The organism is Polaribacter sp. WD7 (genome assembly GCF_003335085.1).
Classification (GTDB): domain Bacteria; phylum Bacteroidota; class Bacteroidia; order Flavobacteriales; family Flavobacteriaceae; genus Polaribacter.
Genome location: NZ_QPEJ01000018.1, coordinates 374,831 through 388,238, shown reverse-complemented (window position 1 = coordinate 388,238; position 13,408 = coordinate 374,831). Strand labels below are relative to the sequence as shown.

Here is a 13,408-nt window from a genome sequence, read left to right as displayed (position 1 = left end):
TTACATTTTTTCTATTAATATTCTACTTTTTATGGCGTCAAATTCTATTTCTGTACCATTGGTTAATTGATCTACAAAAACCAAATCTTTGGTTAATGTTTCACTCATAATGTAGTCTTTATTATCAATAATAGATTGCTGTAAGTTTTCATAATTTAAAACCGTAAGCTTAATTTTATCTGTTACCTCTAAGCCTGTGTCTTTACGTGCGTTCTGAATTCTATTTACCAATTCTCTGGCTATTCCTTCTTTACGTAAATCTTCTGTTATCGTAACATCTAAAGCAACCGTTAACGATCCTTCATTGGCAACCAACCAGCCTTCAATATCTTTTGATGATATCTCTACATCTGCGCGTTCTAAAATAATATTTTTTCCATTAATTGCAATAGAAATGTTACCTTCTTTTTCTATTTTGTTAATATCTTCTTGGGTAAATTTCTGAACCTCTGCGGCTACAAAACGCATCTCTTTTCCAAATTTAGGCCCCAACGCTTTAAAATTAGGTTTAATTTGTTTGATTAAGATATCTGAAGCATCTTCTAACAATTGAATTTCTTTAATATTTACCTCATGTTTAATTAAGTTAGAAACTGCTATTATTTCTTCTTTTTGTTGTTGATTATCAACAGGAATCATTATTTTTTGCAAAGGTTGGCGCACCTTAATTTTTTCTTTAGCTCTTAGTGATAATACTAAGGAAGATATAATTTGTGCACTTTCCATTTTACGCTCTAAACTTTGATTTACAACGCTTTCGTTAAACTTTGGAAACTCTGATAAATGGATGCTTTCTGATGTTTCTTTACCAGTCACCGAGTTTAAATCTTGATACAGCCTTTCCATAAAAAAAGGAGCAATTGGAGCACCCAGTTTTGCAATGGTTACCATACAGGTGTATAAAGTTTGATATGCAGAAATTTTGTCGGTTTGATAATCTCCTTTCCAAAAACGTCTTCTGCTCAAACGCACATACCAATTGCTTAAATATTCTTGGGTAAAATCTGAAATTGCTCTTGCTGCTCTGGTTGGTTCGTAATCTGAATAGAATTTATCAACTTTATGAATTAAGGTGTGTAATTCTGATAAAATCCACCTGTCTAATTCTGGTCTTTCTTCTAAAGCAATATCTGCTTCACTGTATGAAAAACCATCAATATTAGTATACAAAGAAAAGAATGAATATGTGTTGTATAATGTTCCGAAAAACTTACGCTTAACCTCTTCAATTCCTTCCAAATCAAACTTTAAATTGTCCCAAGGATTGGCATTAGAAATCATATACCAACGTGTGGCATCTGCACCATATTTTCCTAAAGTTTCAAAAGGGTCTACAGCATTTCCTAGACGTTTAGACATTTTTTGTCCGTTTTTGTCTAAAACCAAACCATTAGACACTACATTTTTATAGGCAACAGAATCAAAAACCATAGTTGCTATAGCATGCAATGTATAAAACCACCCGCGTGTTTGGTCTACACCTTCTGCAATAAAGTCTGCAGGATATGATTTATGATTGTCAATTTTTTCTTTGTTTTCAAACGGATAATGCCATTGTGCATATGGCATAGAACCAGAATCAAACCAAACATCAATCAAATCAGACTCTCGTTTCATTGGTTTTCCTGATGCAGATACTAGCGTAATTTCATCAACAATATTCTTATGCAAATCTATTTTTGCATAGTTTTCGTCAGAATTGTTTCCAACTTCAAAGCTTGAGAATATGTCTTTGCTCATTATACCTGCGTCTACGGCACGTAGCATTTCTGCTTTTAATTCTTCTACAGAACCTATACAGGTTTCTTCTTTACCATCTTCTGTTCTCCAAATAGGTAACGGAATTCCCCAGTATCTTGAGCGTGATAAATTCCAATCATTGGCATTTGCTAACCAATTTCCAAAACGACCTTCTCCCGTAGATTTTGGTTTCCAGTTAATGGTTTTGTTTAGCTCATGCATTCTGTCTTTAACATCAGTAACTTTGATGAACCAAGAATCTAATGGATAATATAAAATTGGCTTATCTGTACGCCAACAATTTGGATAACTGTGCTTGTATTTTTCTACCTTAAAGGCTTTATTTTCTATCTTTAATTTAATAGCAATTTCTACATCTACCGATTTTTCTGGTGCTTCTCCTTCTGAATAATATTCATTTTTTACATATTTACCTGCAAAATCTGTAACTTCTGGTCTAAACCTACCTTGTAAATCTACTAACGGAACCAAATTATCGTTCTCATCTTTGACCAACATTGGCGGAATTTCTGGTATTGCTTGTTTTGCAACCAAAGCATCATCTGCTCCAAAAGTTGGTGATGTATGTACAATACCTGTACCGTCTTCTGTAGTAACAAAATCACCAGATATTACTCTAAATGCATCTTGAGGATTGTCATTTGGTAAAACATAATCTAATAATTGTTCATATTTTATTCCAACTAAATCTGTTCCTTTACATTCATCAACAATTAAAAAAGGAATTTTTTTATCTTCTTTAACATAACTACTCAATTCTTCTGCTTTTTCTACTGCAACATATTTTCCTGAGAATTGTTTACCTACTAAATTTTTGGCTAAAATAACATGAATTGGCTCAAAAGTATATTGATTGTAAGTGGCTACGACTACATAGTCTATCTTTGGGCCAACTGTTAATGCTGTATTACTTGGCAACGTCCAAGGTGTTGTTGTCCAAGCAATAAAATTTAAATGGTCGTATTTTTGCAAAAATGCTGGCAACGAATTTTCAATTGCTTTAAATTGAGCTACAATTGTAGTATCTGTTACGTCTTGGTAAGTTCCTGGTTGGTTTAGCTCATGAGAACTTAAACCAGTACCTGCTTTTGGTGAGTAGGGTTGAATTGTATAGCCCTTGTATAATAATTCTTTATTATAAATCTGTTTTAACAACCACCAAACAGACTCCATATATTTAGGTTCATAGGTTATATATGGGTCATCCATATCTACCCAATAGCCCATTTTTTGTGTTAAATCATTCCAAATATCTGTATAACGCATTACTGCTTTTCTACAAGCTGCATTGTATTCTTCTACAGAAATTTTTTGACCAATGTCTTCTTTAGTAATTCCTAACTCTTTCTCAACACCTAATTCTATTGGCAAACCATGAGTATCCCACCCAGCTTTTCGTTTTACTTGATAGCCTTTCATCGTTTTATAACGAGGAAAAATATCTTTAATAGCTCTTGCTAAAACATGGTGAACTCCAGGTAGACCATTTGCAGATGGTGGCCCTTCAAAAAACACATACGGTTTTGCACCTTCTCTAGTAGTAACACTTTTTTCAAAAATGTTATTTTCTTGCCAATACTGTAAGATTTCGTCTGCAACTTTTGGTAAGTCAAGTCCTTTATATTCAGGAAATTTAGCGCTCATTTTCGATCTTTTCTAATAAGGATGCGAAATTAAGGAATTTCTTTAAAAAATAGACATATAGGTATATTTAAAATGAAGTATTCGTATTTGTATACCTAAAATTTTTCTTTTTTAAATAGAAATTGAATTTTTAAGAAGCTGTACTGAAAAATTCGAGTAAAAAGTTTGTTGTATTTAAAATTGAATAGGCTGTCTATCATATCATCAATCGTAAAGTTTTTTCTAAAAAATTTTACTCTATTTTCTATTTGATTATCTGTATATCTGCTATACATTCTTCTTCCAGAGTATTCGCTTAATTTCCATTTTAATAATGTTTTCTTTCGCCATTTTTTTTGATATTCATCAAAATTTTCTTTCCCTGTAGTTAGGTATTCTACAATGTAATTAGACACTAATTCTCCTGTTTGCATTGCATACCTAATACCTTCTCCTCCTCTTGGGTTTATAGCAGATACAGCATCACCAACGGCAACTACTTTATTGTTGTAAAATGTATCTTTTAACCCAATACTGTATCGTAAAATACCTCCGTGTTTGTCTATAATTTTATAATTTGTAGTCTTGATGTATTCTGAGATAATTTTCTCAGTAATTTTTCTTGTTGTTTTATTAGTTTTTTCTTGATCTTTAGATTTGATGTGTGTTTTTCCTGCACCCACTTTTAGCACTCTATTTTGCATGGGGAAAATCCAGGAATATCCTTTAATAGCCCATTTATGTCCTAAAAAGAACAACAATTTGTCTTTAAATTTATCGTAAACTTCTTGTTCCACCTCTATTTCATATTCTGTACCACTTCCTAAAACCATTTCTGGTTGTGTTTCGTTGGCATCGTACATTACTTTTCTTAAAGGCCCTGTTGCATCTACTAATAATTTGGTTTCAATTTTTAAAGATTTTGATTTGTCTGAGTGAGAAAGTAAAACCGTTACCTGATTACCTTGTATTTCTTTACTTTCGTATTTATAGCCCATTAAAACTTTTCCTCCGTGTTTTGTTGTTTCGTCTGCTAAAAATTCTCGTAATTTTTTAAAATCTAACACTACTCCCTTTTTAGTGTTTCCTTGCCAAGTATAGGCTTCTTTTGTGCATTGAATAACCAAATCTTTCCAGTAAGCCCCTACAACACTCTCTGGAATATTGAACTCATCTATAGGTTCTAGGGTCATGCCTGCACTAGAAAAATTGTTTAATGAAAAGTTTTCGTGTTTTTCAACTAATACGACGCTTACACCTTTTTTTGCCAAACTTCTAGCCGTTTGTCCTCCTGCAGGACCTGCACCAATTACTACAACATCAAATCTTTCTACTGTCATTTGGTTTTATTTATATTCCTCTTTCGTTTTTAATTTTCTCGTATGCTTCTTGTATACTTTGAAACTTTTCTTTGGCTCCTTTTATGTGTTCTTCACCCAAATCTCTCAATTTATCTGGATGATATTTTTTAACCATTTTTCTATATGCAGTTTTAATTTCGCTATTGGAAGCAGATTTTTCGATTTCTAAAATTTTGTACGCATTGTCTGTTGCATCGTAAAACATTGCTTTAATAGAGTCAAAATCTCTTTGGTTTATATACAAATAACCCGCTATTTTCTTAATCTCATCTACTTCTGCAGCCACTACAAATTCGTCTGCCTTTGCTATTCCAAAAAGAAAATGTACCAATTGCAAACGAGAGGCATGAGACATATTTTGTCTTATTTGAATACAAACTTGACGCGCAGAAATTTTCTTTTTTACGATTCCTTTAAATAGTTTAAAGGCGTTGTTTGCTCTTTGTTTGCCATACATACTTAAAAATTGTGTACGCACAAAATCTAGTTCGCGTTTGTCTACCTTACCATCAGCTTTTATAACTATTGATGCCAATACCAACAAACTCATTTCAAAATCTCCAGATTGGGTGTCTACAGTCCTTTTATTATTTTGATAGGTTTGTCTTTCTTCTTTTAAGTCATCATCAGAAAAACCATCTACAAAACTACCTAAAGCAAAACCTATTGCTGCTCCTATAGGACCTCCTAAAGTAAATCCTAAGCCTGCGCCTAACCATTTGGAAAAATTCCCCATACAAATATCTATATTAATTTTTCAAAGATAAGGAATCATCAAGATGTGTTAATTTATTTAGTTTTTAAAAATTCATTTTTTTAGCAACTTTACTTAAACACAAAATCTCATTAAAGAGATTTTTTTTTGATTATGCCTTACAATACTATTTTGTACTGTAGTACTTAAAATAAGGAGAACTTACACCTTTAGCGTAACACTTAAAACTTAAAAATTATTATTCTTTATAGTACTATCTAAATTGTTGTTAGTTTGTTATTTATAGTTAACAGTAAATTAATTAAATTTGCACTATTAAAAATCTAAATATTTAGAATTATGTATCCAGAAGAATTAGTAAAACCAATGCGTGACGAATTGATCAATGCAGGTTTTGAAGCATTATATACAAGTGAAGATGTTGAAAAAGCGATGTCTAAAGAAGGAACTACATTGGTAATGGTAAATTCTGTGTGTGGTTGTGCAGCAGGTACTGCTAGACCAGGAGCTATAGCTTCTTTGGGAGCAGATAAAACTCCAACTAATTTAACTACTGTTTTTGCAGGTGTTGAAAAAGAATCTACACAAAAAGCACGTGAATTTATGATTCCTTTTCCTCCATCATCTCCAGCTATTGCTTTGTTTAAAGATGGTAACTTAGTACACATGTTAGAACGTCATCATATAGAAGGAAGATCTGCTCAAATGATTGCTCAAAATTTAGCGCAAGCTTACGAAGAGTATTGTTAAAATTGACTAAAATGAAATCCACGTAAATTACGTGGATTTATTTTTTTTACAAAAAACCAAAATATGCCAACACATTTTACTTCTTACACCACAGAAGAGCTTTCTAAAAAGTTAAAAAAACAAAAAGTAATGGTATTTATTAAAGCTATCGTTGTTATTTTGATGATTGTATTTTCTGTTTTTGTAACGCTAGAAAAAGGCATTTCTTTTCAGACTTTTTTACCTTTATTTTTTTTACCTATGTGGCTTGTTATGGTTTTTGAATTGAAAAAAATTAAACAAGAATTAATTTCTAGAAAATAAATTATTTTATTTTATATACCTATTAATGACATATTTAATATAACCAAAACCTGAGACGCATTTAAAAATAATTGATTATGACTCATGAAAAATTGATAGACACCACAATAGCCTTTGTAAAAGAAGAGTTAAAAAATGCCGAAGGTGGTCATGATTGGTTTCACATAGAACGTGTTTTTAAAAATGCTATATTAATTTCTAGAGAAGAAAAAGTAGATATTTTGGTAGTTTCTTTGGCGGCTTTATTACATGACATTGCAGATCCTAAATTTTATGGAGGAGATGAAGAAATAGGTCCAAAAAAAGCTTCTGAATTTTTACACGCTATAAACGTTGACAACGGAATTATTGCACATGTTATCAATATCATTAAAAACATGTCTTTTAAAAACTCTTTTGAAAAAGATAGTATACCTATAAATTCTAAAGAATTTCAAGTAGTACAAGATGCAGATAGGCTAGACGCCATTGGTGCTATTGGTATTGCTAGGTGTTTTAATTATGGAGGATTTAAGAATAGACCTTTATATGACCCTTCAATTTTACCAAATTTAAATATGTCTAAAGAAGAGTATAAAAACACTAAAGCACCAACCATAAATCATTTTTACGAAAAACTCCTATTGCTAAAAGACAAAATGAATACACAAACTGCAAAACAAATTGCTACTGAAAGACATGTGTATATGGAAAGTTTTTTAAATCAATTTTATGAGGAATGGAATGGTGTGAAATGATATTAGCATTTTAATAAGCTAATAGTGATTTACTTTTTTCTTGTAAACGCAACTCTTTACCTAATTGAATAATTAATTGCTTACTTTAAAATTATCATACTCTAAAGCGTTATCTATATGATAATTATTGAATTAAATTCATCATTTCGTTTCTATATTTAGAAGCTGATTTTCCAGTAAATTCTTTAAACAATTTATTAAAGTGAGAGAAATTATTAAAACCGCATTCAAAACAAATATCTGTAATACTCATTTTACTTTCTGATAGCAATTTTGTAGCGTGTACAACTCTATATTCATTGACCAATTTGGTAAATGTTTTTCCTGTAGTTTTCTTAAAAAAACGGCAAAAAGCAGGTACAGTCATACTTACTAAGTCAGCAATTTCATCTAGACTAATATGTTTATCAAAATTCTCGTTTATAAATTTATAAATTACATCTATCTTAGAACTATCTTGAGGTTGCGCTTCAAAGGCAAAACCATCTGCATTTAATAAAGTATAATCTTCAGATTTAGATAATGTATGTAAAATTTCTAATAACAGTAAAATTTGTTTGAAACCCTTTTTTTCTGCAATTTTTTCAATTTTAGGTCCTAATTTTTGCTTGGTTTTAACTCCAAAAAGAATTCCTTTCTTAGCTTTTTCAAACAATATATGAATGGGTTTCATCTCTGGAACAGAAAAAAAATCATCACCTAAAAAATCTGGTTTAAATTGTATTAATGTCTCAGAACCGTTTGTAGTTAATCTATCTGTAAAACCATTATGAGGTAAATTAGAGCCCAACAATAAAAGTTGACTATTGTTAAAGTAAGACAAATGATTACCAATATGTCTTTTTCCTTTTCCTTTGTTAACGTATACAAGCTCTATTTCTGGATGAAAATGCCAGAAAGCTTTTATTTGTTTTAAAAACTCTGTATGTTTTTTAACCAATATAGAGCTTCCAAAATCTGGACTTATCTTTTCTAATGTAGGTTTTACCTTCAAAATTTCTATTTTGTTACAAATTTACAACACAGTATTGGAATAAAATATATAATATTAACAAAAATATATCCTATTTTAACCTACTTGCATTTTAACATTAGTTAATTTGATAATTTAGCATACAAACTAGCCAATTTAGATGTGTTTCATGTTGTAAAACCAATATATATTTGTAATGTATTTAATAGGAGTATTAAATATATTTGAAAAAAGCAAATAGTAAATTCTTATTTAAATTATTTATTATAGTAAATAGAATTTTATATAGAGTTTTCAATTCAAAATTTAGTTAATTGTTTCATCGAGCTTACTGTAAGTTAGATGTAAAAAGCGAGTCTTTTACGACTCGCTTTTTTGTTGTTTACACTTTACACAAAAAACGATACTCTTAAAAATTAACACATATATATACTAAATTAACACACATTAATGCATTCAACATTAATACCTGTTAAAATGAGACATTTATATGATAAATCTGTTGTTTTTTTAACTCTATAACCTCTTTAACTTTGTAGCGTTATTAATCATTAAATGAGAAAAAAATGAGAACAACAGTAAAAACAATCCTATTAGTAACCTTAATGTTTGGAACATTAATAAGTTACGCGACAGAAATCACTAAACCTATTAAAATAGGCGGAAAGAGAGTTAAAGTACAGTTTAATGCCGTTAAAAAGGGGCAAGCTTTAACTATTAAAGATGTAAACGGAGTTATCATTTATAAACAAGACATTCAAGAGTCTGGTGTCTATTCTAAAATATTTGATTTATCATTATTAAAAGATGGTTATTATACTACAGAATTAGAAAAAGATTTTGAAATAATTATTCAAAAAATCAAAGTAGAAAAAAATACGGTTACTTTATTTAAACAAGAAACAACTAAAGTTTTTAAACCTGTGGTTAGAAATGAAGGTAATATGTTATTAGTTTCTAAAATTGCTTTTAAAAAACAACCAGTTAAAGTAATGCTTTATTACAATAACGATATGATTTTTTCTGAGACATTAGAAGGTAAAAAACTAATTGAAAGAGTTTACAAATTATCGAAATCAGAAAAAGGAAACTATAAATTGGTTTTAGGTACAGACGGAAGAATGTATACAAAAGAGTTTACAATATAATTTAGTTAATTGTTTATAGAGACTTTTATAAGTTGAATGATGAAAGCGAGTCAATTAAGACTCGCTTTTTTTATTTGAAAAAATTTGATAAAGATGTTAGTTACATAATTAACATCTTTATATTCTATTTTAACATAAGTTAAAATTAAACATAATTATATTGATTAAAATAACATACAAAGTTGATAATTCAGTTGTTTTAAGAACTCTATCAGGTCTATATCTTTGTAGTGTTATTAATCATTAAATGAGAAAAAAATGAGATCAACAGTAAAAGCAACAGTAGTATTAGTCTTAATGTTTGGAACATTATTAAGCTACGCAACAGAAATTACAAAACCTATTAAAGTTAGTGGTAAAAAAGTAAAAGTTGAGTTTAATTCCGTAAAAATAGGACAAGCCTTGACTATTAAAGACGAAAATGGAATTACCATTTACAAACAAAATATTCAAGAAACTGGTGATTATTCTAAAATATTTGATTTAACTGCCTTAAAAGATGGTTATTACACAACAGAGTTAGAAAAAGATTTTGAAATTATTGTAAAAAAAATAAAAGTTGAAAAAGGAAGTGTAACACTTTTTGACAACAGTACTACCAAAATATTTAAACCAGTAATTAGAAACGACGAAAATTTATTATTAATTTCTAGAGTTTCTTTTACAAAACAACCCTTAAAAGTTTCTTTGTATTATAAAGATGAATTGATTCTTTCTGAAACTCTTAAAGGAAAAGAATTGATTGAGAGAGCTTACAGATTATCTCAATCAGAAAAAGGAAACTACAAAGTAGTAATTAGTACAGACAATAGAATGTACACAGAAGACTTCGTGATTTAATTTAGTTAATTGTTTCATCAAAACTACTGCTTAATTTTGATGACTAAAAACGAGCCTTTTGGCTCGTTTTTTTGTTTTAGTACTTAAATATTACATATTTTCTAGTCAAAATTTGGTTTTCTTTTTTCTAAAAAAGCTGTAGTGCCTTCTTTAAAATCTTCTGTCCCAAAGCATTCTCCAAATTCTTGAATTTCAATATCAAAACCATTTACTTCTTTTTCATAATTAGCATTAATAGCTCTTATCGCTGCGCTAATTGCAGTAGATGAATTATTTGCTATTCTTGATGCTAATTTTTCTGCTAAAGGTAGCAACTCTTCTTGAGGTACTACATAATTTACTAGTTGATTTACTTTAGCATCTTCTGCGGAAATCATTGCTGCAGTCATAATCATTTCCATAGCTTTTCCTTTGCCTACTAATTGGGGCAAACGTTGTGTACCCCCATAACCAGGTATAACACCAAGAGAAACTTCTGGCAAGCCCATTTTAGCGTTTTCTGAAGCTATTCTAAAGTGGCAAGCCATTGCTAATTCTAAACCACCTCCTAAAGCAAAACCATTTATACAGGCAATTACAGGTTTAAATAAATTTGCCACATAGTCAAACAAGATTTCTTGTCCTTTTTGAGCCAAATGTAGTCCTTCTTGAATACCGAAATTAGAGAATTCAGAAATATCAGCACCAGCAACAAATGCTTTTGTTCCGCTTCCTGTAAGTATAATAACCCTAACAGAATTATCCTCTTCTACATTTTTAAAAGCAGTATGTAATTCTTCAATAGTAGCTTTATTTAAAGCATTTAATTTTTTAGGTCTATTAATAGTAATTACGGCTAATGCTTTCTTTTTTTCAACTAAAATATTTTCAAAATTCATAAACTTAAGTTTTTATGTTTTGGGTAGTATTACCGTGAAAGCTGTTCCAATTCCAATTTTTGACGTAAAAGAAATTGAACCATTGTACGCTTCAATAATATTCTTTATCATTGGCAACCCTAAGCCCATTCCGCTTGTTTTTGTAGTAAATTTAGGTTCAAAAATGAGGTTTTTTACCTCTTCTGAAATTCCTTTTCCGTTATCTTTTACAGATATTATAATTGTATTTTCTTTATTTTCTACTTTTACTTCTATAGAAGGATTTTCTTCTGTATGTGTAGCTTGAATTGCATTTTTTACTAAGTTGGTTACAATTCTAATCAGTTGAGTTTTATCTAATATAGCATACAGTTGTTTCTCTTTAGGTATATACTTAATATAGCTTTCGGTAAAAATATCTAATGCAAATTTTACAACATGTATAACATCTATTTTCTCTTTTTTCTGACTTGGCATTTTTGCAAAATCAGAAAATGCAGATGCTATAGAACTCATTACATCTATTTGTTGCACTAAAGTTTCACTGTATTCATTTAGTTTTTCTATAACATCTTTATCTTTAGGATCAAATTTGCGTTGAAAACTTTGAACAGTTAATCGCATTGGTGTTAGCGGGTTCTTGATTTCATGTGCTACTTGTTTTGCCATTTCTCTCCAAGCTTGTTCTCTTTCACTTTGGGCTAATTTTGCTGCACTTTCTTCTAATTCATCAATCATGTTATTGTATGCGTCTACCAAAATTTCTATTTCAGAACTTGCTTTTTCTAGAATAATTTTCTCATTTCTTTTATTTAAACGAGTTTGTTGCATTTTGTCTGAAATTGTCTTTATAGACCTTGTAATATAACTAGATAAAAAATAGGCAAAGGCAATAGCTATTAAAAACATGAGTACATACACCAAACCTAATCTAGAAATGAACTCTCTAAGTTCTTCTTCTATTTCAGAATTGTCTTGTGTAAACTGAATTTCTAAAATTCCTATTCTTTTAAACTTTGGATCATTTATGTACGAATAGGAAGATTGATATCCAATACCTTCTTCTTCTCTAGATTTTAAAATTCTGTGGTTAGAATTCTGTGCCAACTCTATCAATAAACTTTCTTCTAATGGTTTGGTTTCAATTTTTTCAAAAGCACTTGCTATAGAAGATTTAAGCAGGTTTCCTTTTAAATCGTACAACGCAATATTTAACTTATTTATAGATGAAATTTCATAAATACGTTCTTTAAAAATTTTAGGCAAATTTTCTGTACTAACAGGATAGGTAGTTTTATTTTTTAATTCTAATTCTATCGTTTCTTTAGTGGTAGCTTCTTTACGCTCAAAACGTTGAATATTGTAATCTTGAGTTTGTTCGTCATATTGATAAACAGTAACCACAACAATTAGTATTGATGCTAACAATACCAATAGAATCATGGATAAAAAAATTCTTATCCGTAAAGAAATATTTTTAAATAGAAACAAATTATTTTGTGTTTAGTCTTTTGGTTTTCATCGTTAAAATATCATCAAAATCACCATCTTCATCCCAATCATACTTGCTTTTACCTACAAAACCATCTTTTGTTTTTGTAATATGATAACCCACTTTCATATCTCTGCCACCATAGTTAAATTTTACAAATAAAGAATCATTAAGAACACTCCATGTACCTGTAGATTCTGATACTTTTTTATTCTCTTTGGTAAGAAACCACGCTAAAAATGTTCCATCTTTGTTGTAAATAGATTGCGCTATAAACTCTGGATTATTATCAAATTTATCTTCATAAACTTCTAAAGAATCTGTTTTATGAGCAGTAATCATATCTATCTTTAAGTAGGTAGTTTGCCAAGAATCTGTCATAAATCCTTGTAAAGAAGTTTCTTTTTTACATGATGTAAAATAACACATCAAAAAAACCAAAATTAAATAGATGTTCAGTTTCATTACAAAAATTTGTTTTAGTTGTACAAGATAATCAAATAAAAAAGTCGTTACAAATACTGTAACGACTTTTGGTTTTATTTATGATAAAATACGCTACTTATATTTTAGTTTTAAGCCTATTAAGGTTAATGCAGATATAGCTGTAATTATATTTGCAATTATCATAGGTAAGCTATTTAAGTAAAAACCATAAATTATCCATAAGGTTACCCCAATAAAAAATGCGGTATACATGGTTAATGATAATGCCTTAGTATCTTTAGTTTTCCACGTTTTATATACCTGTGGTAAAAATGCAGTAGTTGTAATTATTGCTGCTAACATTCCTAAAATTTCGAAAATGTTCATCTTATACGTCTTAAATTATACTACAAAAATAACAA

13 protein-coding genes are annotated in these 13,408 nt (G+C 29.5%); 5 read left to right on the top strand and 8 right to left on the bottom strand.

Annotated elements, in window-relative coordinates:
- The 3 genes from ileS to DUT90_RS10955 all read right to left on the bottom strand — a co-directional run bounded on the left by ileS (nucleotide 1) and on the right by DUT90_RS10955 (nucleotide 5,481).
- The gene (gene ileS, locus DUT90_RS10965) at nucleotides 1–3,405 is read right to left on the bottom strand and encodes an isoleucine--tRNA ligase (RefSeq protein ID WP_114427230.1); all 3,405 of its coding nucleotides are present in this window, start codon (nucleotides 3,403–3,405) and stop codon (nucleotides 1–3) included.
- A gap of 95 nt (nucleotides 3,406–3,500) precedes the next feature.
- The gene (locus DUT90_RS10960) at nucleotides 3,501–4,724 is read right to left on the bottom strand and encodes an NAD(P)/FAD-dependent oxidoreductase (protein WP_114427229.1); all 1,224 of its coding nucleotides are present in this window, start codon (nucleotides 4,722–4,724) and stop codon (nucleotides 3,501–3,503) included.
- 10 nt (nucleotides 4,725–4,734) lie between these two features.
- On the bottom strand, nucleotides 4,735–5,481 hold the full coding sequence (locus DUT90_RS10955; RefSeq protein ID WP_114427228.1) for a TerB family tellurite resistance protein: 747 nt from the start codon (nucleotides 5,479–5,481) through the stop codon (nucleotides 4,735–4,737).
- A gap of 318 nt (nucleotides 5,482–5,799) precedes the next feature.
- On the opposite strand from DUT90_RS10955, the gene DUT90_RS10950 reads away from it, so the two are divergent.
- The 3 genes from DUT90_RS10950 (at nucleotide 5,800) to DUT90_RS10940 (ending at nucleotide 7,250) form a co-directional block, all read left to right on the top strand.
- Nucleotides 5,800–6,210 (top strand): BrxA/BrxB family bacilliredoxin, encoded by a 411-nt coding sequence (locus DUT90_RS10950; RefSeq protein WP_114427227.1) that lies wholly within the window; start codon nucleotides 5,800–5,802, stop codon nucleotides 6,208–6,210.
- A 63-nt stretch (nucleotides 6,211–6,273) separates the two neighbouring features.
- Complete coding sequence (locus DUT90_RS10945; protein WP_114427226.1) at nucleotides 6,274–6,513, top strand: hypothetical protein; 240 nt, start codon at nucleotides 6,274–6,276, stop codon at nucleotides 6,511–6,513.
- A 77-nt stretch (nucleotides 6,514–6,590) separates the two neighbouring features.
- The gene (locus DUT90_RS10940; RefSeq protein WP_114427225.1) at nucleotides 6,591–7,250 is read left to right on the top strand and encodes an HD domain-containing protein; all 660 of its coding nucleotides are present in this window, start codon (nucleotides 6,591–6,593) and stop codon (nucleotides 7,248–7,250) included.
- 124 nt (nucleotides 7,251–7,374) lie between these two features.
- On the opposite strand, the gene DUT90_RS10935 is transcribed toward DUT90_RS10940, so the two are convergent.
- Nucleotides 7,375–8,247: an AraC family transcriptional regulator gene (locus DUT90_RS10935; RefSeq protein ID WP_114427224.1), complete on the bottom strand. Its 873-nt coding sequence runs from the start codon at nucleotides 8,245–8,247 to the stop codon at nucleotides 7,375–7,377.
- Between the two features lie 542 nt (nucleotides 8,248–8,789).
- Between DUT90_RS10935 and DUT90_RS10930 the strand changes: the two genes are divergently transcribed.
- Nucleotides 8,790–9,371 (top strand): hypothetical protein, encoded by a 582-nt coding sequence (locus DUT90_RS10930; RefSeq protein ID WP_114427223.1) that lies wholly within the window; start codon nucleotides 8,790–8,792, stop codon nucleotides 9,369–9,371.
- A gap of 258 nt (nucleotides 9,372–9,629) precedes the next feature.
- A complete protein-coding gene (locus DUT90_RS10925) occupies nucleotides 9,630–10,211 on the top strand; it encodes a hypothetical protein (protein ID WP_114427222.1) in 582 nt (193 codons plus the stop codon).
- 101 nt (nucleotides 10,212–10,312) lie between these two features.
- Here the strand turns inward: DUT90_RS10925 and DUT90_RS10920 are convergent, their stop codons facing one another.
- From DUT90_RS10920 to DUT90_RS10905, 4 genes are all read right to left on the bottom strand, one after another.
- Nucleotides 10,313–11,089, bottom strand: a complete 777-nt coding sequence (locus DUT90_RS10920; RefSeq protein ID WP_114427221.1) for an enoyl-CoA hydratase/isomerase family protein — start codon at nucleotides 11,087–11,089, stop codon at nucleotides 10,313–10,315.
- A 12-nt stretch (nucleotides 11,090–11,101) separates the two neighbouring features.
- On the bottom strand, nucleotides 11,102–12,511 hold the full coding sequence (locus tag DUT90_RS10915) for an ATP-binding protein (protein WP_114427220.1): 1,410 nt from the start codon (nucleotides 12,509–12,511) through the stop codon (nucleotides 11,102–11,104).
- A gap of 49 nt (nucleotides 12,512–12,560) precedes the next feature.
- The gene (locus DUT90_RS10910) at nucleotides 12,561–13,025 is read right to left on the bottom strand and encodes a hypothetical protein (RefSeq protein ID WP_114427219.1); all 465 of its coding nucleotides are present in this window, start codon (nucleotides 13,023–13,025) and stop codon (nucleotides 12,561–12,563) included.
- A 93-nt stretch (nucleotides 13,026–13,118) separates the two neighbouring features.
- Nucleotides 13,119–13,373 carry a SemiSWEET family sugar transporter gene (locus DUT90_RS10905; protein ID WP_114427218.1) on the bottom strand — a complete coding sequence of 85 codons (255 nt, stop codon included), beginning with the start codon at nucleotides 13,371–13,373 and terminating at the stop codon, nucleotides 13,119–13,121.
- Nucleotides 13,374–13,408: the final 35 nt, after the last annotated feature.

What these genes read in the sequence shown, in the direction of transcription:
- DUT90_RS10960 (WP_114427229.1), bottom strand. Translation starts at nt 4,724, where the DNA reads ATGACAGTAGAAAGATTTGATGTTGTAGTAATTGGTGCAGGTCCTGCA.
- DUT90_RS10920 (WP_114427221.1), bottom strand. Translation starts at nt 11,089, where the DNA reads ATGAATTTTGAAAATATTTTAGTTGAAAAAAAGAAAGCATTAGCCGTA.
- DUT90_RS10915 (WP_114427220.1), bottom strand. Translation starts at nt 12,511, where the DNA reads ATGATTCTATTGGTATTGTTAGCATCAATACTAATTGTTGTGGTTACT.
- DUT90_RS10950 (WP_114427227.1), top strand. Translation starts at nt 5,800, where the DNA reads ATGTATCCAGAAGAATTAGTAAAACCAATGCGTGACGAATTGATCAAT.
- DUT90_RS10905 (WP_114427218.1), bottom strand. Translation starts at nt 13,373, where the DNA reads ATGAACATTTTCGAAATTTTAGGAATGTTAGCAGCAATAATTACAACT.
- DUT90_RS10930 (WP_114427223.1), top strand. Translation starts at nt 8,790, where the DNA reads ATGAGAACAACAGTAAAAACAATCCTATTAGTAACCTTAATGTTTGGA.
- DUT90_RS10940 (WP_114427225.1), top strand. Translation starts at nt 6,591, where the DNA reads ATGACTCATGAAAAATTGATAGACACCACAATAGCCTTTGTAAAAGAA.
- DUT90_RS10945 (WP_114427226.1), top strand. Translation starts at nt 6,274, where the DNA reads ATGCCAACACATTTTACTTCTTACACCACAGAAGAGCTTTCTAAAAAG.
- DUT90_RS10955 (WP_114427228.1), bottom strand. Translation starts at nt 5,481, where the DNA reads ATGGGGAATTTTTCCAAATGGTTAGGCGCAGGCTTAGGATTTACTTTA.
- ileS (WP_114427230.1), bottom strand. Translation starts at nt 3,405, where the DNA reads ATGAGCGCTAAATTTCCTGAATATAAAGGACTTGACTTACCAAAAGTT.
- DUT90_RS10910 (WP_114427219.1), bottom strand. Translation starts at nt 13,025, where the DNA reads ATGAAACTGAACATCTATTTAATTTTGGTTTTTTTGATGTGTTATTTT.
- DUT90_RS10925 (WP_114427222.1), top strand. Translation starts at nt 9,630, where the DNA reads ATGAGATCAACAGTAAAAGCAACAGTAGTATTAGTCTTAATGTTTGGA.